We start from the raw sequence: 20,062 nt of genomic DNA on the forward strand, positions 1-20,062 counted from the left end.
ATGCCGAGTTCCCGCGCGGCTTCGGAGGGTGTGAGGAGGGGCATTGCTAGTGGCCTCCGACTTTAAGCGCCTCGCCATCCGGCTTGGTGTGTTCAGCCACGATCTTCTCCATCCTCGTTCGGCGGGATCGCGCGGAAAAAGGCATAGGCCACGAAGGCGGCGAGGAAGGCGGGGAGGGCGAGCGGCCAGAGGTTCATCGGCTGTTGCTCCCAAGGCGCTGGGAAGTCCCGTCCAGCACCTCCAGAACCTCCGCGAACGAGACGCAAATGTCGGTCGCCAGGAGGGCCATCAATTCCGGCTCTTCACCGTCGCGTGTCAGGATGATGCATCGCTTCCCCTGACCGCAGAACCATCCGGCCTCGAGGTGGGCGCTCCGGCCGCAAGGCAGGACCAGGAGGCAAGTGTCGGCCCACTGCATTCCCCGCAGGTCGCTCATGAACCCGCGCGCGGCGATCGGATCGGATGTCAGCAGATCGCGATAGCGGGCTGCGCTCCACGCCTGCCAGTCCGGGTCAATCTCGGACCATGCAAAGCCGGGAACGCCGTTCGGCGGGTTTCGGAAGTCATAGACCTCATGGCCGTTTTCCCGCAGTCCAGCGACAATTCCGGGCTGGTGGGTGTTACGCCAAGATGATGCGACGTATATGCGAGAACTCATCGTGTGAACCTCCATGATGGACACTTTTCGCGGGCGGCGCGCGTAGGCGCGCAGGTACATTCCTCGAGCGCTCGGCAGATGCCGTCCTCGTCGGTCACTGGCCGCCACTGGTTGGCGAGATCCTGCAGGGCCGCTCCGGCGGTGGCGACCTGGTCGGCGATGTCGCCCCGGAAGCCGCCATCCGGCCCGCGCCGCGAATGCAGCGCCGCCGTGACCAGCTCGCAATAGAGGAGACCGCCCTCGAAGCCGGTGGCGGCGCAGGTTCTGGTCAGCGCCAGGCAGTCGCGGGCGACCAGATAGAGCGGCATCTTCAGCAGCATGTCGGCCCGCTCGCCATGGCATGAGGCGTCGGCGAATTCCTCGAGGATGGGCAGGTTAGCGTCGCTCGCTGGCGGGAGTCCCGGCACGTCACTCATAGTCTTCGAGCGCCTCGCGCAGTTCGGCGACGCTGAGGTCGCCGTCGATATTTTCCAGAAAGCCGAGCAGGTGCTTGCGTTGGGCGAGAATGGCGGAGCGCTCCGGTGTGGCGCGCTGGCCGAAGGCGCTCGATTTGCGCGGCAACGGCGCGCTTGACTCCAGTGCCTCCCAAATCTGTTCGAAGTCGGCCAGCGTCGCCATCAGCCGCACACTCCTATGACGCAGCCCTCGTGCATCAGGCCGAGCGCGAAGCCGGCAACGCCGGCGGCGGCCATGGCGGCAAAGACCAGCACGGCTTCCAGCCCGACGCGGGGCGGCGGGAAGTCATCGGCCCCGAACTGGATATCCAGTTCCCGTTCAACTTCGGCGCTGGGCGGGCGGGTGTCTCGAACAGCGTCGAGAAGGGAGGAGCTCATGATGCTGCCCCGCCCTTAAGCGGCGAGCCGCTGGCGGGGGCCCCGTCCACCCTCCGGATGGCGCGTTTGCGAGCATCCGCCGCCGCGGCGGGACCGTGGGTCTCGATCTCGGCGTCGGAGAAGTTGTGCAGACGCAGCATGTCCGGGTCGCATGGCTGCCCGGCGAAGCCGATCTCGAGCATGACGTCGGTCATGCGGGCGCGCACCGACTGCCGGTTGCGGTTCGCATTGTCCTGGCACGGCCGGCCGATGATGGCCGGCGCGCGTGCCTCGCGGATGGTCTCGCGGAAGCGGATCATGAAGCTATCCTCTCGCATGTTGGCGGTTGCCTTCTTTCGCTGGAGGCGGCCGGAGCTACACGAAACGAACTGCACCGGCCCGGCTTGGGTGGTAGGGGCGGGAATGGACGATAATGCGTACATATGTACGCGTCAAGCGTGCATGCGTACGAATGTACGCTTGCTCGGATAGAGACATTTCGCGACCATGACGCGAAATGGCGAGGGGGATTGGTTGTATGGCGGGGAACGGGGCGAGGCTTTCGCTTTTATTGGTATGCGCGTTTGGCGGGCTGGCGGTGGCGGCCTGTGCGAAGAATCCGGATGCGATCGCGCCGACGCCGGCGCCGGTCAATGCGTTTGCCGGGTTGGACTGCGACCAGCTGAATTCGCAGCTGCTCAACACCAATACGGTGCTGAACAATCTGATGGTCGATCAACGGCAGGCGGTAACCGGAGATGCGGTTGGCGTCTTTTTGATCGGGGTGCCGATGTCCAGCCTCACGGGCGGCGACAAGGAAGGGCTGATTGCCCAGAGAAAGGGCGAGAAGCAGGCGCTGGAGGCGCGGATCCGCGAGCAACAATGCAATTCGCCGCTGATGCCCGATCAGGCGGCCAGCGAATCGTGATGTAGGGCGCCGATTATAGACCCTTGTCTTTTTCTGCGCGTGTTCAGTTGAACTTGGCGTCGAGCAAAATCGTCGAAATCACGCGCTTGTAGCGCTCGTCGTCCAGGTCGATCGGCTTCACCAGGTCGATATGGCCGAACGTCGCGAATTTTTCGTTGTAGGCGCCGCAGCCCGCGACAGCGCTTTCTACTGCCACAACCTTGTCCAGAACGCTGGCGAAGCAGAATTTCCACATAGCTGATTGGCCGGCATCGGCGACCAGCCACAAGGTCTGGAGATCTCGAATGTAAGTGGAGGTCGGTGACATATCCGAGGTCAGTTCGTCGCCGAGACCGAGGAGTCGCGGATAGCTCGCGAGCGGTGTACCCGCAAACGGACTTCCCAGCGAAACGATGCCGCGAAGAGGTAATTTGTTCTCACCGAGCTGGTTGTAGATGAAAGTCTGCCGGGCGATCAGGCCACCCATGCTGTGCGCGACGAAGTAGATTTTCTCGTATTGATTGATCGCGAGGTCGCGCAGGAGGAGGTTTCGGAGGGCGGTCGCGATATCCGGAACTCGCAGATTTCTGCGCACCATCAGTGTCGGATAGTGTAAGAGATAGGTGCTATAGGTCTGCATCAGCGGGTCGGCTTGCACGAGCGTCGGAAATTGTTCGAATGTGGACTGGTCGCCGGTCCATCCGTGAATAAAGACGATAAGCTTGTCCCGTTTGTTTTCGGCGTTCTCCTGCATTGTCTGAGCCTGGTCGGGACTGAGCGCAAGATCGTCGTCAAAGGCGAGTTCACCCCAGCGCAATTCGCGAAGAGCCTGCTTTTCCGGATTATCAGGTCCAGCCTTGAAGTCATTCTCCCGAACTTCGATTGGGGCTAGTCCGATCTCAGGCGGCAAAGGCCGGGCGTATTCGAGGTAGTAGAAGAATAAGATGACGAGTATAGCAAGTGCGGCGATCGTAATCGCGATGCCTCGAATTATTCGAAACCAGCGCGTAAGTGGCGCGGTACCCAATTGCGGAATATGTGAACCGTTACGGTGGAGCTCCGCCTGAATCCTCAGCCTGCGCTGCACGAACGTCACAATGGCCAGGGCGGCAAGGAGAACGACCGGCCAGGCCACGAAATACATTGCCACGGCCTGTGACTGGAAAGCGCCAGTATTGCCAGAATACTGAATGCTAACCAGGGTGTCCCAAAAATCTTCCATTGGCCGAACTCCCCCGTCGCCGCCCAGATAAGAATAGCAGTGGGCGTACGCGTCTCAAAGTATCAGAGTTTGCAGTGTCAGTATTTCGGCCGAATTTATTGCTCGGTCGCTAGACCCCGGCGACCTCGTTCGACGTCAGGACGCGGTGCATAGCCGTAATCTGGTCTCGCGGGAACTTGACCTCTTCCGGTGGATTGTATTGCACCGTCACGAGGTGGGTGTCCGTTAGCCGTTCGAAGCGCTTGATCGAGACCACGGTTCCGCCGTCCCGCGCTTCCTGAATGATGACATGGTCGCCCTGGCGGATTGGCTTGTGCGGATGCACGAAGACATAGTCGCCGGCGGTGTAGCGGGGTTCCATGGACGATCCGGTGACGATGACGGCGTAGGCGTCGCGCACGCGCGCTAGTACCTCGGGCGAGGGGACTTCCTCGATCGCGTCGTTCGTCATGGTCAGCATGCCGGTCACTGACCCGGCCGCTAGTCCGTAAACAGGTAGATAACGTGAAGGCGCATGTGGCACCGGCGGCTGTGGTGAGACGGGTGCGGGAATGGCTTCCGAAGCAGGTGTGGACGCTGTTTCGGGACCTTCGCCATTTATCAGATAAGTCACCGTCGTTTTCAGTACCGGTGCAAGTTTTGCCAGTTCGCGGATATTGGCGCCGCCGCCAGTTTTCTCCCTATTGAAAACTGATTGCAGATAGCCGCGGCTGAGGCCGGCGGCGAGCGAGGCCTCGTTCGGAACCATGTTTACGGCCTTGAGCCGTTTTCGGAGGCGGTCGTGCATCGTCTCAGTCATGGCGCGTATTATTGTACGCGCAGCGGTGCAGGCGTTAGCGTATGTTTGTAGCTTGACATGCGTACAAACGTACGCAAATGTGCGCAGCCATGAGCCAAACCGACCACCTCATTGCTGTCTGCGATCAATTCTGCGCTGCTGCGCCGATCAGCCGCTCGCGGCTGTCTACAGTGCTTTTCAGCCGCGGAACGCGCCTCGACGAGATTGCCGATGGCGGTGACATTGGATCGCGGCTGCTGGATCGAAAACTGCAATGGCTGTCCGAAAACTGGCCGGCCAATGCCGTCTGGCCGGCAGGTATCACACGCCCCACTCCGAAAATTGAGGCCGCCGAATGACTGGTCGGCCTTTTGCCAGGATCGCCTTTGGCGGTCTCGTCGCGGAATTTCCCGACGAGACGTCCTGTGTGGTTTCTGTCGGACCGGAAGCGGCGTGGCTGTTGCCGATCGTTGCCTCTTATCACGGCTTCTCGATTGACGACATGGTGTCGCGTCTGATCGCCAAGGAGGCACAACGCATTGGCCTCCCTGCGATGGAGCGCCAACGTCAGATTCTCGAGTTTGAAACGGCGGTCCACAACGGGGAGGGCCGCTGAATGGTTTCAGCCATATCTCACCGCTTCGTTCCGAGTCGTTCATTGCGTGGCCTCCGTCATGGGGTCGTGAGCATTCACCGGATTGCGCGTCGCATCTCCTCCCGCGGCGCGCGATACGCGACACATGGGACCAGTGTCGCGCTGGCCGGCGGACCTTCCTCTCCATCGCTGGTCCGCCGGCCGTTTTGTCCTGGCGCAGCTTTGCACGTTCCGGCCTGCGCAAGCACGGCAATAGATTCCGGAAAACTTGCGGCGGAGCCAGCATGAGAGCGTCCAGCGATCATGACCGGCTCGCGCTGAAGGCTGCTGTCCGGCTGGCGCTCAAGCGCGTCGGAGGAGGCGATTGTTTCTGCCATGCCACACGGGTCGGCGCTCCTGCGCTGTCGAACTACGCCAACGCCAATCGCGACGACAGCCACATGCCGCTCGACGTGGCGCTGGACCTCGATCGCGACGCAGGCGCGCCGATCGTTGTCGGCGCCTTGGCCCGCCTCAACGGTTATCGCCTGGTTCCGCTTCAGGCTGCGGGCTCCGCGCCCGATCTCGAGGATATCGCGACGATCGCCCGCGAGACCGGAGATGTCGTATCGGCCCTCGCTACCGCGCTCGTCGATGGCGGCGTCGATAGCCGCGAGGCGGCCGATATCCGCCGGGAGATCGAGGAAGCCAACGCCGCGCTCAACCGCCTTGCCGCGAAACTGACCGGTCCGGGAGAAGGCTCATGAGTGCCGCACCCTCCGTGTCCGTGCCGCCCGACAGGTCGATGTCGAGGCGCTGGCGTTCTGCGCAACCAAGCCGAAATTTCCGCGTCCTCGACCAGAATTCTCTTCTGGCGGTGTTTCCGGACGAACTGGCGCAGCGCGCCGTGGAGGGGCGTGAGCGCCTCTGTGATCTCTACGTCGCTGGCCGCGCGGATTGGGAGGTTTGGAGGTCATGAGCGACCGCGTCTTCCAGTTCGAGAAGGTCGTCAGGGATGGAAAGGCGCTTTCCGGATTTCGCATCGAATGCGGCGAAGCGACGTGCAAGGCGCATCAGGTGATGGTGCAGACCGGCAAGACCCGGCTCAACCCCGTCGCGGCCGCCCAGTACTTCCGCAATCACGGCTGGCTGGTTGGAAAATCGGCCAAGCATGACCGCTGTCCCACCTGCTCCAAGGTGCGGCGGCGCAACCTCAAGGTGATCGATATGGAAAAGCCGCAGGCAGACGAGCCGCGGACGATGACGCGCGAGGATCGCCGCATCGTTTTCGCGAAGATTGACGAGGTCTATCTGGACGACCGCAGCGGCTATACGCCGCCCTGGACGGATGGTGCAATCGCTCGTGACCTTGGCGTGCCGCGTGCCTGGGTGGCCGAGGTCCGTGAAGCGCTGTTCGGTCCGGCCGCGTCCAATCCCGACTATGACGAATTCCTCGAAAAGGCGGCTCCGCTGATCGCGGACATGAAGAACCTGTTCAAGGGGGCGACGAAACAACTCGAGGAAGCGCGCAAGCTGGCGTCTCGTTTCGACGAGCTCGAACGCACCGCAAAGCGGATTGAAAAGGATCTGGATGCGCCCTCCGGCGCCAGGATCAAGGGGGGGGCATGATGAGCGCTGCACAGCAGATACCTCTGACCCTTCCCGAAATCGCGGAAGCGCAGGCTCTCCACCATCGTGGGGTATCGCTTGAGGACATTGCGGATCGTCTGGCTTCGACCGTCGATGCCGTGGAAGGACGGAAAGGACCGCATACCGACCTCTATGAGTCGGGCCGGCAGCTCCGGACCACGCCCATTTCTGCAGCGGAGGCGCGCCAGATCGCTCGGCTTGCCGATCTCGGTACGCCGATCGGTGACATCGCGGACATGTTCGGCATCACGGTCGGGCGTGCCGATTTCTTCATTGGCGAAGGCCGTCGCAAGCGTGATCGCGAAGCTGGTTCTCATGCCTCACGCGCCGAAGGCGCTCCGGCGGGGCCTCGCATCGGCTCGGACGCGCGGTCGCGCTTGCCGGCTTCGCCTGAATGTCAGGCCGGCGAGTCGCCTCCGCTCGAGCCGTCGATGGCCGATCTTCTGCGTCCGCCGATGCCAAACACCGACTCTGCGGCCCGGCAGGCCGAAGAAAACCGCCTCCGTGCGCTCTACGGCGCTTCGTTCGGCGGCAGACACCGTCGTCGCTGACGGCATGAAACCTGGAGAGAAGGAGACGGAGATGAGCAGATTGCTGCGGACCTTCCGCGAAATGATCGGGCTTTTGAGCCGGGGCGAAGTGTCCCGCAAGCTCGATGAAGAAATGGAGAATTGCCTGAATGCGCTGGAGGAAATGCCGGCGGACAAGGGCAAGGCCGAGGTCACGCTCAAGGTGACCTTCGAATACGAGCTCGGGCGCATCGACATCAAGGCGGACGTGAAATCCAAGCTGCCCGACACGACCAAGTTCGTAAAGACGCCGTTCTGGATCGATGACGGTCATCTGTCGGTCGAACACCCCAACCAGATCAACATGTTCTCCTCGCCGCGCGGCGTCGACGGAGATGAGCCGGAAGGCAAATACGCCGACCGGGTGACCGCGGCCGAATAGGCCGTTGAATTTCTGCCTCGCCGGTTGGCGGCAAGCCGCCGGCGGGAATCCGTGACTGCCAACCGAAAGGGAACCAACCATGAGTGACAAGAGCATTCCGGACGGCCTCGCCGTCAAGGACATCGCGGATCTCGGCAAACGTGCCTCGGATCCGCATGTCGAAATCGTCAAGCTGACGGGTCTGGGCGAAGGCCTGCCCGAACAGGTACCGCTCGCCTTCAACCGCGACTCCAAGACCTTTACTGCCCTTGCCGGCGAGGTCGAGAAATACCGGCAGATGCCGAAGCGCCGGACGGGCATTGCCCGCGCCGACACGCTTTCCGCCTTCTGCGCGCTGATCGATCGCCACAAGGATGACGACTCGGTCATCTTCGGCGAAACGGCCTGGCCGAACCCGAAGCTGACGGCCGTCATCGACTATCACAGTCTCGATCATGACCCGAAATGGCTGGGGCACAGGATCGAATATGCCTTCCCGCTGACCGAGGAATTCAAGGCCTGGGTCGAATGCGACGGCAAGCCGATGGAGCAGGGCGATTTCGCGGCCTTCATCGAGGACCACGCGGCCGAACTGGCCTCGCCCTCTGAAATGGAAAAGGGCGAGTTCGAGCGGCTGTTCAAGGAGCGCTTCGCCACGCCTTCCGAGCTGATCATGCTGTCGCGCGAGCTTGAAGTGTTCGTTGGCGCCAAGGCCAAGCGCGGCGAGCGGCTTTCGACCGGAGAGCGCACGATCGAGTTCACCACGGAACACAAGGACGGCAAGGGCGACAAGGTCGACATCCCCGGCGTGTTCATGGTGTCGGTGCCGGCCTTTGTCGACGGTGAAGCGCTGCGCATTCCGGCGCGGCTTCGCTACCGGCTGGGCGGCGGGTCGATCCACTGGTTCTACCAGCTCTATCGCTGGGAATTCTGGCTGCGTGAACAGGTTCAGCGCGACCTGCAGGAGGCGGGCAAGAAAACGTCCCTGCCTGTCTTCGAGGGCGCGCCTGAACGCTAGTCGATAACGGCTCGCCCGGCAGCGGGCGGGCCTTCCCCGGCGGGGCTTGTGTTGCGTGCCGCCAGATTTCCGTTTCGCATTTTTCCGCAGAGATCCATGGCACGCGAAGAGCAGGCGTCAGATCACACAGACATTGTCCATGTCGGCCTCGACGAGGTCTGGCATGTCGACTGTCGTGTTCCGCTTGCCGAAATGCCGGCGAACTGCGTCGACCTGACGCTCGCCGATCCGCCTTACGAATCCCACATGCACAACGCGAAGGCTGGCGCGCGCGGCAGAAAGCTGCGCAGCGACGGTTATGTCGAAATGCAGATGCTCGATTTCGCGTCGATCGAGCCGATCCGGGCCGAGGTGGCCCGTGAAATCGTTCGCGTTACGGCCGGCTGGGCACTGATATTCTGCACGCCGGAAGGCATCGCGCCATGGCGCGATGCGCTCGAGGCTGCCGGCGCAAAATACAAGCGCGCCTGTTTCTGGGCCAAGCCCGACTGCGCGCCACAATTCAACGGGCAGGGGCCTGCCATGGGCGTCGAGGCCTTTGTCGCCGTTTGGTGCGGCAAGGGCGTCGCGCGCTGGAATGGCGGCGGTCGCCGCAACTGGTTCGAATTTCCCTGCAATCCGCCGGACCGGGACGGACGGCATCCGACCGAAAAGCCGATCGCCCTGCTTGCCGATCTGATTTCGCTGTTTTCGCAGCCGGGAGACATGGTTCTCGATCCCTTCGCGGGATCCGGATCGACCGGCGTCGCCGCCTTGCGGACGGGCCGCCGCTTCAAATTGTTCGAGCAGGCCCGCGCCTATTTCGAGGTCGCCGTACAGCGCTGCGAATGGGAGCGGGACGCGGCATCGAAACTGGACCGGGCCGCCGGCCGTGCAAGGGTCCAGACGCCCACGCAAAGGAGGGCGGCGCCGGTGCCGTTGTTCGGGGAGGGTGATCCATGTTGACGCCAGACCTGTCCGCGATCGGCCTTCAGCAATTCGTCCTCGCACGTATCGGCGCCCTGGCGGGGAGGATGCATGTGGAGGCGTTCGAGCGGCGCGGTGAACGCATTCCTCCCGGAAAGCCGATTCCGCCCGCTTATCGCCGAAAGGCCGGTGAGCAGATTGCCAGGATCGTCTGCCGCGACGCGCGTATCTCCCGCGACGCCTATGCTTCGACGCTTGCCGGTGAAGCCGACGACGAGGCGCGCGCGAGCGTCTGGGCGGCTCTGGGTGTGGAGGTGGGGGAATGAAGGAGCGCCCGCACTTCGATTACGGGCTGTTCTCCGCCGACGTGAAGGCGGGCCTTCGTGGCCTGTCCTATCGGCAGTGCGTCGGCGTGTTTCCCTTCCTGACCATCAATTCTCTGTCGCGTGCAATCAATCAGCAGCCTCTCTCCCCGCCGAACATGATGGCGCTTTGTCACGCATTCGACCTCGATCCAAGATCGTATTTTACCGTTAAAAAACAAGATGTTCCAGCACTCGTTTCACGGGAAACCCGGACGCTTTCAGGCATCCTGGGCAGGCTTCGGGAGACGCGGACATGAGGCCGTTGCGGGTGCTGATCGCTTGCGAAACCTCCGGCGTCGTTCGGCGCGCTTTTCTGGCGCGCGGGTATGATGCTTGGTCGAATGACATTCTGCCGGCCGAGGACGGTTCGAACCGGCATATCCGCTGCGATGTGCGCGAAATTCTTGATGATGGATGGGACCTGATGATGGTCGCCCATCCGCCGTGTACGCGCCTCTGCAATTCCGGCGTTCGCTGGCTTCATACGCCTCCGCCGGGACGATCGAACGACGACATGTGGCGGGAGCTCGATGATGGGGCGGCATTGTTTTCAGCCGTCTGGAATGCGCCGATTGACAGGATCGCTGTCGAGAACCCGGTCATGCATCGCTACGCCAAAGAACGGATCGTCAACTATGAGCGGCCCGCACAGACGGTCCAGCCATGGTGGTTCGGCGAAAAGGCCTTCAAGGCAACGAGTTTCTACCTGCGGGGGCTGCCGGCGCTCACCGCGACGAACCGGCTCATCCCGCCCAGACCGGGGACCGAAGAACACAAAGCTTGGTCTGTTGTTCATCGGGCGCCTCCCGGCCCGGAACGCTGGCGCATTCGCTCACGAACATTCCCCGGCATTGCGGCGGCCATGGCGGCGCAATGGGGTGACCACGCAGTGGCAGACGTCGGGAGGGTGGCGTGATCCTCAAGCGCGAAGGCGTTGCAAGCCTGCATTGCGATGAATGCGGACGCCGATACCCGAAACTGTTCGATATCAGGCATTTGCGAGACATGTCTGCAGCGTCGCGTTCGGAAGGATGGCGTGCGTTCTGGGGCTTTCCGACATCGAAATCGCCGGACTGGCCGCGGGGAAAAGCGAAGTGGCGGCACGCCTGTCCGGCCTGCGTCATTGCCTTCGCGGAACGCAAGCGCGCCGAAGCCGGGAGATTGTTCTGATGGCAGAGCATCCCTGGAAGCGCGTTGAACGCATTGGCGACTGCACGCTCTATCTCGGAGATTGCCTCGAGGTCATGCCGCATTTGGGGGGGGGCTTCGACGTGTTCACTGACCCGCCCTATGGCATCGGTGCCGGCACAGGCGTTGGCCGACAGAACAGAAAGCGGTTTCAGGCGGCCGGCAAGACATGGGATGACAATCCGCCGCCGCCGGAATTCTTCCGCCTGGCCAAGGCGATGTCCGTCGAGCAGATATATTGGGGTGGCAACTATTTCGACCTGCCGCCGACCCGCTGTTACCTGATCTGGGACAAGGGCCTGACGCTGCGCGGGCGCGATTTTGCAGAGGCGGAACTGGCCTGGACGTCGCTTGACGCCAACATCCGCGTGTTGACCCTGGAAGGGTCGCAGGCCCACCGCAACACGGTCAAGGTGCATCCGACGCAGAAGCCGCTGAAGCTTACCGAGTGGGGCCTTGGTTTCCTTACGTCGAAGCGCCCGGTCCTCGACCCTTTCATGGGATCCGGCACGACCGGCGTCGCCTGCGCCAAGCTCGGGCGCCGCTTTGTCGGCATTGAACGAGACCCCGATTATTTCGAGGTAGCCTGCAACCGCATCGGCAACGCGCATAGCGAGTTTGCCGACTACAGCGATGCGGCGTCCGGCCAGGCTGGCTTTTCGTTCGACAATCGGCCGAGGTCGGACTGATGGAGGGGCTAAGCTTCAATCACCCTGAGCATCTCTGCCCAGTCGGGTTGTTCGAGTATTTTGCCGTTTTCCGCCATGAGAACAGGGGGTTGCTCTCTGCGGAAGTAGTTGAATCCGCTGAGCGCGGTGATGTCGTTGTCTTCGGTGATGCGGCACCCCGAAAAGGAGCACGACTCGAAGCGATTGGATTCGGCAGCGTTGCCGCGCAGGGAGGCGATGGAGCATTCGCTGAAGGTGCAGTTGGTATGCTGGTTGCCGTCGACAGCGAGGTTGAGGCAACTTTCGAACAGGACCTCATCGAAGCTCACCAACGGGTTCAATCTCTCCCAATCAAAATTGCGCGCGAATTTGCCACCGCGATACGTCACGGTTCTGACACCGGATATGGGCAGCCACTCCGGTTCGGTGCTGAATCTCCGACTGGAGTCCAGAGTTGCCGGGTCGATGATCGTGACCGTGCCTCGTGGAGACAGGACTATGTTCCTGGTGGAGGTGCGTTCCGTCCTGTCGCTGATCGATGCGAGGGACAAGATGGCAGTCCTGAGATTGGATGTTTGGCCCTGTGTCGGCAGATTTGTCTCTATGAAATCCGCGAGAAGATTAAGAGCGGTGACTGCAAGGCGCTCGTTTCCGCTTTCCGCCACTGCTTCCAGACTGGCGATTCCCGCAGAGACCTTCGAATTGTCTTTCGCATTCGAGAGGAATTCAGCGCCTTTTTGGAGAAGGGCGGCAAGATTGCTTTCCTCGGTCTGATCGATCTGTATTTGCAGCTTTTCCAGCTGGTCTCGCTGTTGGTCGGCCTGCCGAGACGTGATCATTGTCCGCCAGATCGTGGCGCTGAATGTCACGGCAGCAACGTAGATCACGCCAAATGGCGCTACGATCCGAGATCGGGAGAGGGTCTCGGCGAGGTCGTCCGGTGCGTGGAATACATAGCGCCAGACAACGAAGCCGAGAATCGCAGCGCCGGCGAAGGCAACAGCGAGCGTAATCGCCTTCCATTCCTCTTCGACGCGTTGCTTGCGATTTGCTGGATCAACATCGGTCATGGCGGGAGAGTATCCGGATTTACTTCCGGGTCAATTTGCGGGGTCGCGGGATGAGTATTCGCATCATGTCCGATGTCCTCGACCATGCCCCCGTCTCCGGTTCGAAGCTACTTGTTCTGGTCGCGCTCGCCAACTTTGCCGACGACGAGGGGGTCTGCTGGCCCGCCATGGCAACCATCGCCGCCAAGGCGCGCATATCGGAACGATCGGCGCAGAGGGCCTGCCGGGATATGGCAGACGCCGGAATCCTCGACATCGAGGAAGGTTCCGGTCCGCGCGGAGCAAATCGCTATCGGGTTGTTGTCGCTGCGTTCAGGGGCAATGGCCCGGATACAACATCTAGTGGTGGGGGTGCCAAATTGTCACCCCCCGAACCCGCTTCGGAGGGGGTGACAAATTCGGCAGGGGGGGTGACACCGGTGACGCTAGGGGGTGACACAGGTGTCACCCGAACCGTCATAGAACCACCAATAGATCCGTCAGAAGAGAGAGTGCGCGCGGCCGCGCGGGCTGCTCAAGGTCGTGACGGGGAACAAGATACAGTCCGAGCCGATACCCCGGGAACGGCGGATTTCGAGAAACGGGTGATGCGGTTCTGCAATGGTCGCGGCTTCGAGGCTGGGCCATGGCCGGATTGGGATACCTCGTCGCCCGGCTACATCGGTCGCCAGATGGCTGCGCTTGGCCCGGAAGAACGCAGAGCTGCCGAACGCTGGCGCGATCCCTACCTGCTCGACCTGAAATATCGCGGCAAGAAGCCCGTGCCACCAGGCGTTTTCCTGCGTGACCGGCTCTGGACAGGGCTCGATCCGGAGATCCTCCAGCGTGCCGAGAAGCTTAAGCAGTCGAAACTCGCGCCGGCCGAGCGGCCGAAGCCGGAGGGCTGGGCAGCGGCGCATGGGCCCGTCTGGTCGGCACGCCTGCATGGCATCCTGCTGGCGGGACCAGAGCGGCCGGAGCGTGTTCCCGACGAAATACCGGTCGCTGCCGGTGAGGCGTTGTGGCTTACCAGTCAGATCACCTCGGCATGGCCGACACTAGCTGCGCTTCGCAATGGCGGAGGGCGCGTGTTTGGGCCGGAATGGCACGCGCTGAAGGATGCGGTCGAGTTCGTGCCCGCAAACAGCACCATGTTCGGGTCTTGGCGGGATGAGTACGCCAGGCGCCGTTGGCCGTGGCCGAAAGTGCCGGACGGCATGGACGGACTCTATTTCCCCAAGGACGGGCCAGACGGCCTCGAGGCGTTCTGCGAGGTGATGCTCGAGGTCGAAAAACAATTCAGGCAGGAGGCGGCGGAATGATGCATGAGATGCCGGAAAAACGGATCCACGACCCCGAAGCCGTCGAGCGCAAGTTGGCGCGCACGGCGAGTGAAATAGCGTTCGCGAACTGGGCACGCGCCGCTGCCCGCGATCGGACACCCGATGGCGTGCGCGGTGGACCGTTCTGGTATGTGGTTTCGGTTCGTCCCGGTTCGGAGGTCGCGAGCGCCATCCGCCTGCTGAAATGGCGCATCAGGGCGTTCTGTCCGCGTGAAAGAGTTGTGCATAAGGCCAGCCACGGCCGTGCGAAGAAAATCGTGCGCGATGTGATCTTTCCCGGATATCTGTTCGTTCAGCTCGCGCCGGCCGAAGTCTGCTGGGCGGGGCTCCTGACATTCGATTGCGTCAGCGGATTGTTGCCGCGCGACGACAAGCCTGTTCGCGTCCCGAACAAGGTAATCGCGCAATTGCAAGAGCTTAGCAGGGCGAGGCCGCACAAGAAGGGCGAGGTGCTCACGCTGTTCATCGCAGGGGAAGAGGTGCTTATCAAGCGCGGTCCGTTCGCGGATTTTACCGGCGTGACGGTCGGCCCGGAGAATGCGAAGGGGCGCGTGAAGGTCGAAGTCAACATTTTCGGCCAGGCGACACCGGCGGAGTTCGGGCTTGACGATGTTCGCAAGCTTCGGTAGCGAATCCAGCCCATAGGCCACTGGTGCGAGCGGAACTGCGCTGATCACAGCGTGCACGAAACGCCCTCCAACCCTGGGAACCGAGACGGCGATCAGCCGGTAAGCGATTCCCACCGGCAGCCGGAAAAGTGGCCTTTCTCGAAAATTCATCGCGCTCCGACGTGGATATCGCATGTCCGTTCTCGCCATTCGCATCGAAGGCAAGGGGATGCCCCGCTTCACCGAAGCGTTCCAGCAACTGGGCACGGAGAAGCGTGCACATTCCGCCTACCGTCGTGGCGTGAACCGTGTCGGCCGCAAGGCGTTCACCGCGACGAGGCGTGCGCTCGCAAAGCAGGTCGGCTTGAGTCAGACGAAGACGGTGGCGCTTGGCAACATCAGAACCACGAGCGCAAACTTCCAATCGCTTCGATTTCTGATCGAATCGACCGGGGCGACGCTGTCGCTGAAGGAATTCAGCGCCAAGCAGTTCGGCTATGGCGTCCGGGCAAAACCGTGGGGGCGATCGCAGCGCTTTCCGCATGCCTTCATCTTCGCCGGCCATCCGAAGAGCGGTAGGCCCGTCGCAGGCGGTCACGTCTTCAAGCGGACTGGATCTTCGTCCCTGCCGATCGAGAAGCTCTGGGGTCCGTCGATCCCGAAGGAGATCGTGAAGGACGAAAGCCGCGATGCCTTCCAAACCACGGCTCGGGAACTGCCGGACCGCATCCGCCACGAGATCAGGGCGATGACGAAGGGGGCGGTGACCTGACCCTCGGCCTCCCGGTCGATTTAGGGACCGTACCGGCCAGAGCCCAGCCCCGGCGGCGCGGCGGCCCGAGATAGCGCCAGTTTTTCAGATCGCGCGCTTGGGTTGACACGGTTGACACCGGGCCGGCCGCGTTGACAGCCGATTGAACGGAAACCCGATGAGCGACGACGCACCGAAAGTCATGTGGTCGATCGGGAAGATCGCCGAGCGCGACGGCATCTCGAAACAGGCCGTCTCGAAGATCGTGAAGAAGCTCGTTGCCGAGCATGACATCCCGGTTGATCGCGACGGGCGCGGCAGGATCTCGGCGGTCAGCCTTGCGCACTGGGATCATCACCGAGGCCAGTTCACCAACCCGGCGAAACAGCCGGTGCGCGAAAGCACCAAGGGTAAGCCGCCGGCGGCCGATTCCTTCGAGGAAGCGCGTCGGCAGAACGAGTGGCTGAGGCTCGAGCGCTCGCGCATCGAGCATCAGGAAATGGCCGGCAAGCTGGTCCGCAGGGATCAGCTCGACGCCTCGATCGAGATGATCGGACGCGAGATCCAGACGATCGTCGCCCGGCTTCCGAACAGCGCCGATGACCTGGCGTTGGCGGTCTCGAAGGAAGGCGCTCACGGACTGCGATCGGCATTGCGCGACCTGGCCTTCAAGATCAACGGGCAGGTCGCCGATCGGTTGGCGGAGATCGCAGGCGGCGCTCCGAAGACGGAGCCGGTCATGGAGGATGATGCAGCATGACGGTCCATCCTGGCGCGCTTCACCTGATCGCTTCCGGTCTGGCCGAGGCCATCCGGCCGCATCCTCCGCTTCCGTTCAGCGAATGGCTGCCGCAGAACATCGTCCTGGTCGACGGACCGCGGAAGGGCGAAGAATGGTCGCTCGCCGATGCGCCATATCTGGGCGAGATCGCCGACTGCCTCAGCCAGGAGCATCCCTGCAATCTGGTAACCGTCCGCAAGGCCCAGCAGACCGGCGTGTCAATTCTGGCATTGGCGTGGTGCCTGTACATTTCGGAGGTCTGCCCCGACAACGTGCTTTACGGCGTGCCCGGCATCGACGCCCTGCAGGACATCAACGGCCAGAAGTTGCAGCCGCTGATCGACGCATGGGACAAGCACACCGACAAGCACATCATCCTGCCCGTCACGAGCCGTTCGGGTCGCAATTCCACGACCTACGAGAAGAAGTTCCCAGGCGGATATATCTCGCTTGCCAACGCCAACACGGTGATGGACCTGTCGATGAAGACATGCCGGTTCGGCGTGAAGGACGAGGTCTCGAAATGGAACGAGCTGCCGAACGGCGCCGATCCGGAGACGCTGTTCTTCGGCCGCTTCACCGCCTTTCGCCGGCAGAAGACCTACAAGATTTTCGAGCTGTCGACGCCCGAACTCGACAGCGGCGACGAGCTCGGGGAGAAGGACGGGCACTGTCGTGTCGACCGATCGTTTCGGCGGTCGGATCAGCGCTTCTGGAATATCCGCTGCCCGCAGTGCGACGGCGAATTCGTCCAGACCTTCGACCTGCTTAAGATAGACCGGAAGCAGCCGCACAAGACCACCATCCAGTGTCCGCACTGCCCGCATCGGCTGACTGAACCGGAGCGGGTCGCGGCGGTGCGCGCCGGCCGGTTTATCGCGACGGCGGAAGGTCCGGATCGCCATCCGGGATTCCATGTCGACGGTTTCGTCAGCTTGATGATCGGCCTCGAGGACATCGCGTCCGACTACATGGAGGGCGAAGGCAGGGGCGAAGCCGGCGCCAAGGATTTCCACAATCTGGTCCTGGCGCTGCCGTTCCAGATGCGCGGCAACGCACCGGACCATGAGCGGCTGATGGAGCGCCGCGAGGATTATCCCGAAGGGATTGTCCCCGAGGCAGGCCTGATCTTCGTCGCCGGCGCGGATGTGCAGCATGACGGGATCTATGTGGAGGCCGTCGCCTTCAGCGAGGATAGGCAAAGCTGGAGCGTCTGCGCCGAGTTCCTCGAAGGCGCTACCGATCATCCGGGGCAGGGCGCGTGGCTGCGGCTCGAGGAATTCCTGCAGCGGGATTTCCACGATGCGCACGGGCAGCTTCGACCTCTCGACCGGATGGCCGTGGATGCCGGCGATGGCAACCGCGTCAACCAGGCTTACGAGTGGTGCCGCCGGCATCCTCGTTGCCATGCGATCAAGGGGCAGCATGGTCGCGGCGTGCCGGCAATCTCGGTGCCGACCCGCAAGTCAGTCACCCTGCGCGGCAAGCGCCGGCGCGTCGGTGGCACGATGTCTTGGCCGGTCGGCACATGGTCGCTGAAGGCGGAGTTCTACGGGAACCTGCACAAGGCGGGCCTGGCCGCGGGCGAAGCGAAGGATCCGGCCGGCTATTGCCACTTCCACAAGGGACTCGGCGAAGAATTCTTTCTGCAGATCACGGCCGAATATTTCGATCAGAAGATGATCAAGGGGAAGCTTCACGAAGAGTGGAAGAAGCTCCGCCGCGACAACCACTTCCTCGATTGCCGGATCTACGCGATGGCCATGGCTGAGCTGATGGGATTGTCGCGGAAGACACCCGGCGAATGGGCCGCATTGCGCAATTCCCTCTATCCCGGCCAGCCGGTGGATCTTCTTTCCGCGCCGCCGGAAGTGACGGCGCATGTGACCGCGCAGCCGGTTGAGCGGAAAACACCTCCGCAGGCGGCCGGAGATTTCGAAGCCAAACGCCGGAAATGGGCGGAGCGTCGCTGATGGTAGGCATCATGAACGGCATGATCGGCCGCGCTGGCGTGCGCAGTCTCGGATCGCCGATGGTCCCGACCGCCGGATATTTACGGGATACTCGCTCGGGCGTGATCGCTTCCAGGCCGGCCGTGTTGCGCGAGAGTCGTGACGAAATCCGTATCGCCTGGCGGCGTGCTGCAGCGCTTGCGCAGGACGTCATGCAAAATTCCGGTCGGCTGAAGGGAGCCGCCGACCAGGTGCTCGCGGATACGGTCGGCGTCGAGCTGCAGCTTCGTCCGAAACCGAACCTGTCGAAGCTCGGCTATGACGAGCAGGAGGCCCGTGAATTCGTCTCACTGGTCAAGGACTGGTGGAAAAAGTGGGCGTGGAATCCGGCAGAATGCGATCTGCGCGGGAAGCTCACCGTTCCCCAGATGGTCGATGTCGGCCTTCGCTGGGACATGGCTTACGGCGAGATCACCGGCATCATGAGCTACATGCCGTCAACCGTGCGTCGCCGTTACGGAATCAGGACCGGCACCAAGGTCTGCATGGTCCCGCCGACACGGCTCGTCCAGGACACCGACGAATTCTCCGGCCTGTTTCAGGGCGTTCGTCACGACGAGAACGGACGGGCGACGCATTATCGCTTTTCCGAGCGGGTCAACGGCTATGACATGCCGCAGGACTATCCCGCTCAAGACCGCTCCGGCCGCCGCGTGGTGATGCACATCTTCGACCCCATGGACGCCACGGACGTTCGCGGCATTTCGAAGCTGGCGCCCGGCATTCGCAAGCATCTTCAGCACGAGATGCTGGAAGACATCACGATGCAACAGGGCTTCCTGCAGACGGTTTACGCGATCGCGTTGACCAGCCCGTCGCCGAGCGTCGAGGCTTTCGAGGCGATCGAGGCGCTGAAGGAAACCGGATCCGCCGAAGCCGCGAATGCGGTCGCGGGTGACTTCATGGCGTATTTCGCCGGCGCGATGGAGCGGGCGCAGAAGGGCAAGATCCACGTCAGCGGCGAGCCGCAGATTTCACATCTGGCGCCCGGCGAGGAACTCGAACTGAAGAACATCGCCGTGCCTGGCGACAACTACCTGCCGTTCTCAGCGAGTCTTTCGCGAGACACTGCGCGGGCGATTGGCATCACCTATGGCGGTCTGACGATGGATCACACCGACGCGACCTATTCGTCGGTTCGGATGGAGACCGCTTCGATCTGGCCTGTCGTGATGCGCCGGCGCGAGCGGAGTGCTGCCCCACTCTGTCAATCGATCTACGAGTCGGCACTCGATGAAGCGATCGGCGAGGGACGGATCCCCATCAAGGGCGGATACGAAGCCTTTCGCGCCAACCGCGACGATGTCTGCTGGGCGCAGTGGCAGGGGCCGCCGAAGCCGACCGCCGACGACCTCAAGAGCGCCAAGGCCCAGAGCGAGCGCCTTGAGAACGGCACGTCAAGCACCTCGATCGAATGTGCCGAGGCCGGGATCGACGAGGACGAACTGTTTGAAGATCGTCTTCGCACGCATCGTCGTTATCTGGAGGAAGGCATGCGCTCGCCTTACGAACCACGGGCTGGCCGCGACCGGACGGATGAAGCCGACCCGAAGAAGCGAGAGGCGGCGGCCTGATGGCGGACCAGTCGACACTGATTGTGATCGGCAAGACCACGGTCGACATCAACGATCCGTGCGCCGTGCTGACCGAACTGCGCAAGGCGGAAATTCTCGTCGCGACCGGCGAGACCGTCTCCATGGCGCGGTTCGGCGAGGATGAAACGCGTTTCACCGAGGCCAATTTGGCCGGACTGCAAAAGCTGATCGCCCGTTACGAAACGCTGTGCGCCCGCAAGAGCGGCAACCGCACCCGTTTCGCCGCGACGGTCCGGTTCACCTGAGG

The 20,062-nt window shown here is 62.6% G+C and carries 28 protein-coding genes and 1 pseudogene; 21 read left to right on the plus strand and 8 right to left on the minus strand.

Annotation, left to right across the window (positions count from 1 at the left end; translation table 11 throughout):
• Positions 1-193: 193 nt before the first annotated feature.
• From LC343_RS18805 to LC343_RS18825, 5 genes are read right to left on the minus strand one after another with little or no spacing between them, the layout of a single operon-like run.
• Positions 194-658: a hypothetical protein gene (locus LC343_RS18805; RefSeq protein ID WP_223478713.1), complete on the minus strand. Its 465-nt coding sequence runs from the start codon at positions 656-658 to the stop codon at positions 194-196.
• Entirely contained in the window at positions 655-1,074 is a 420-nt protein-coding gene (locus LC343_RS18810) for a hypothetical protein (protein WP_223478714.1), read from the minus strand. Before LC343_RS18810 ends, LC343_RS18805 begins: the two co-directional genes overlap by 4 nt.
• The gene (locus LC343_RS18815) at positions 1,067-1,276 is read right to left on the minus strand and encodes a hypothetical protein (RefSeq protein ID WP_223478715.1); all 210 of its coding nucleotides are present in this window, start codon (positions 1,274-1,276) and stop codon (positions 1,067-1,069) included. Before LC343_RS18815 ends, LC343_RS18810 begins: the two co-directional genes overlap by 8 nt.
• Positions 1,276-1,491 (minus strand): hypothetical protein, encoded by a 216-nt coding sequence (locus tag LC343_RS18820; protein WP_223478716.1) that lies wholly within the window; start codon positions 1,489-1,491, stop codon positions 1,276-1,278. Before LC343_RS18820 ends, LC343_RS18815 begins: the two co-directional genes overlap by 1 nt.
• Positions 1,488-1,790 (minus strand): hypothetical protein, encoded by a 303-nt coding sequence (locus LC343_RS18825; protein ID WP_223478717.1) that lies wholly within the window; start codon positions 1,788-1,790, stop codon positions 1,488-1,490. Before LC343_RS18825 ends, LC343_RS18820 begins: the two co-directional genes overlap by 4 nt.
• Positions 1,791-2,008: 218 nt before the next feature.
• On the opposite strand from LC343_RS18825, the gene LC343_RS18830 reads away from it, so the two are divergent.
• On the plus strand, positions 2,009-2,398 hold the full coding sequence (locus LC343_RS18830; RefSeq protein ID WP_223478718.1) for a hypothetical protein: 390 nt from the start codon (positions 2,009-2,011) through the stop codon (positions 2,396-2,398).
• Between the two features lie 43 nt (positions 2,399-2,441).
• Here the strand turns inward: LC343_RS18830 and LC343_RS18835 are convergent, their stop codons facing one another.
• Together LC343_RS18835 and LC343_RS18840 are read right to left on the minus strand one after the other, a co-directional pair.
• Complete coding sequence (locus LC343_RS18835; RefSeq protein ID WP_223478719.1) at positions 2,442-3,599, minus strand: esterase/lipase family protein; 1,158 nt, start codon at positions 3,597-3,599, stop codon at positions 2,442-2,444.
• 109 nt (positions 3,600-3,708) lie between these two features.
• Positions 3,709-4,398, minus strand: a complete 690-nt coding sequence (locus tag LC343_RS18840) for an XRE family transcriptional regulator (protein WP_223478720.1) — start codon at positions 4,396-4,398, stop codon at positions 3,709-3,711.
• Between the two features lie 89 nt (positions 4,399-4,487).
• On the opposite strand from LC343_RS18840, the gene LC343_RS18845 reads away from it, so the two are divergent.
• The 12 genes from LC343_RS18845 to LC343_RS18900 all read left to right on the plus strand — a co-directional run bounded on the left by LC343_RS18845 (position 4,488) and on the right by LC343_RS18900 (position 11,697).
• Positions 4,488-4,736, plus strand: a complete 249-nt coding sequence (locus LC343_RS18845) for a hypothetical protein (protein WP_223478721.1) — start codon at positions 4,488-4,490, stop codon at positions 4,734-4,736.
• Positions 4,733-4,993 (plus strand): hypothetical protein, encoded by a 261-nt coding sequence (locus tag LC343_RS18850; protein ID WP_223478722.1) that lies wholly within the window; start codon positions 4,733-4,735, stop codon positions 4,991-4,993. The genes LC343_RS18845 and LC343_RS18850 overlap by 4 nt, the downstream gene beginning before the upstream one ends.
• A 263-nt stretch (positions 4,994-5,256) precedes the next feature.
• Positions 5,257-5,718 carry a phage regulatory CII family protein gene (locus tag LC343_RS18855; RefSeq protein WP_223478723.1) on the plus strand — a complete coding sequence of 154 codons (462 nt, stop codon included), beginning with the start codon at positions 5,257-5,259 and terminating at the stop codon, positions 5,716-5,718.
• Positions 5,719-5,926: 208 nt separating this feature from the next.
• Positions 5,927-6,580, plus strand: coding sequence for a hypothetical protein (locus tag LC343_RS18860; RefSeq protein ID WP_223478724.1), 654 nt, complete (start codon positions 5,927-5,929; stop codon positions 6,578-6,580).
• Complete coding sequence (locus LC343_RS18865; RefSeq protein WP_223478725.1) at positions 6,580-7,152, plus strand: hypothetical protein; 573 nt, start codon at positions 6,580-6,582, stop codon at positions 7,150-7,152. The genes LC343_RS18860 and LC343_RS18865 overlap by 1 nt, the downstream gene beginning before the upstream one ends.
• Before the next feature lie 31 nt (positions 7,153-7,183).
• Positions 7,184-7,552, plus strand: a complete 369-nt coding sequence (locus LC343_RS18870; RefSeq protein ID WP_223478726.1) for a hypothetical protein — start codon at positions 7,184-7,186, stop codon at positions 7,550-7,552.
• 79 nt (positions 7,553-7,631) lie between these two features.
• Positions 7,632-8,549 carry a DUF2303 family protein gene (locus LC343_RS18875; protein WP_223478727.1) on the plus strand — a complete coding sequence of 306 codons (918 nt, stop codon included), beginning with the start codon at positions 7,632-7,634 and terminating at the stop codon, positions 8,547-8,549.
• Positions 8,550-8,645: 96 nt separating this feature from the next.
• On the plus strand, positions 8,646-9,494 hold the full coding sequence (locus tag LC343_RS18880) for a DNA-methyltransferase (protein ID WP_223478728.1): 849 nt from the start codon (positions 8,646-8,648) through the stop codon (positions 9,492-9,494).
• Entirely contained in the window at positions 9,488-9,781 is a 294-nt protein-coding gene (locus LC343_RS18885) for a hypothetical protein (protein ID WP_223478729.1), read from the plus strand. The genes LC343_RS18880 and LC343_RS18885 overlap by 7 nt, the downstream gene beginning before the upstream one ends.
• Positions 9,778-10,077, plus strand: a complete 300-nt coding sequence (locus LC343_RS18890; protein ID WP_223478730.1) for a hypothetical protein — start codon at positions 9,778-9,780, stop codon at positions 10,075-10,077. The genes LC343_RS18885 and LC343_RS18890 overlap by 4 nt, the downstream gene beginning before the upstream one ends.
• Positions 10,074-10,736 carry a hypothetical protein gene (locus tag LC343_RS18895; protein WP_223478731.1) on the plus strand — a complete coding sequence of 221 codons (663 nt, stop codon included), beginning with the start codon at positions 10,074-10,076 and terminating at the stop codon, positions 10,734-10,736. Before LC343_RS18890 ends, LC343_RS18895 begins: the two co-directional genes overlap by 4 nt.
• Positions 10,737-10,989: 253 nt before the next feature.
• Positions 10,990-11,697: a DNA-methyltransferase gene (locus LC343_RS18900; protein WP_223478732.1), complete on the plus strand. Its 708-nt coding sequence runs from the start codon at positions 10,990-10,992 to the stop codon at positions 11,695-11,697.
• An 8-nt stretch (positions 11,698-11,705) separates the two neighbouring features.
• On the opposite strand, the gene LC343_RS18905 is transcribed toward LC343_RS18900, so the two are convergent.
• Positions 11,706-12,746, minus strand: coding sequence for a hypothetical protein (locus tag LC343_RS18905; protein WP_223478733.1), 1,041 nt, complete (start codon positions 12,744-12,746; stop codon positions 11,706-11,708).
• Positions 12,747-12,811: 65 nt separating this feature from the next.
• Here LC343_RS18905 and LC343_RS25385 point away from each other — a divergent pair.
• The 8 genes and pseudogenes from LC343_RS25385 to LC343_RS18945 all read left to right on the plus strand — a co-directional run.
• A pseudogene (locus LC343_RS25385) lies at positions 12,812-12,985 on the plus strand (helix-turn-helix domain-containing protein); the annotation flags it as partial.
• 348 nt (positions 12,986-13,333) lie between these two features.
• A complete protein-coding gene (locus LC343_RS18915) occupies positions 13,334-14,047 on the plus strand; it encodes a hypothetical protein (RefSeq protein WP_223478761.1) in 714 nt (237 codons plus the stop codon).
• Positions 14,044-14,697, plus strand: a complete 654-nt coding sequence (nusG, locus tag LC343_RS18920; RefSeq protein ID WP_223478734.1) for a transcription termination/antitermination protein NusG — start codon at positions 14,044-14,046, stop codon at positions 14,695-14,697. Before LC343_RS18915 ends, nusG begins: the two co-directional genes overlap by 4 nt.
• Before the next feature lie 172 nt (positions 14,698-14,869).
• On the plus strand, positions 14,870-15,448 hold the full coding sequence (locus tag LC343_RS18925; protein ID WP_223478735.1) for a hypothetical protein: 579 nt from the start codon (positions 14,870-14,872) through the stop codon (positions 15,446-15,448).
• Between the two features lie 157 nt (positions 15,449-15,605).
• Positions 15,606-16,187 carry a hypothetical protein gene (locus tag LC343_RS18930; protein ID WP_223478736.1) on the plus strand — a complete coding sequence of 194 codons (582 nt, stop codon included), beginning with the start codon at positions 15,606-15,608 and terminating at the stop codon, positions 16,185-16,187.
• Positions 16,184-18,181 carry a terminase gpA endonuclease subunit gene (locus LC343_RS18935; RefSeq protein WP_223478737.1) on the plus strand — a complete coding sequence of 666 codons (1,998 nt, stop codon included), beginning with the start codon at positions 16,184-16,186 and terminating at the stop codon, positions 18,179-18,181. Before LC343_RS18930 ends, LC343_RS18935 begins: the two co-directional genes overlap by 4 nt.
• Positions 18,181-19,794, plus strand: coding sequence for a phage portal protein (locus LC343_RS18940; RefSeq protein WP_223478738.1), 1,614 nt, complete (start codon positions 18,181-18,183; stop codon positions 19,792-19,794). Before LC343_RS18935 ends, LC343_RS18940 begins: the two co-directional genes overlap by 1 nt.
• Positions 19,794-20,060 carry a hypothetical protein gene (locus tag LC343_RS18945; RefSeq protein WP_223478739.1) on the plus strand — a complete coding sequence of 89 codons (267 nt, stop codon included), beginning with the start codon at positions 19,794-19,796 and terminating at the stop codon, positions 20,058-20,060. The genes LC343_RS18940 and LC343_RS18945 overlap by 1 nt, the downstream gene beginning before the upstream one ends.
• The last annotated feature ends 2 nt before the right edge of the window (positions 20,061-20,062 follow it).

Origin of the sequence: Oricola indica (assembly GCF_019966595.1) — a bacterium.
GTDB classification, from domain to species: Bacteria; Pseudomonadota; Alphaproteobacteria; order Rhizobiales; family Rhizobiaceae; genus Oricola; species Oricola indica.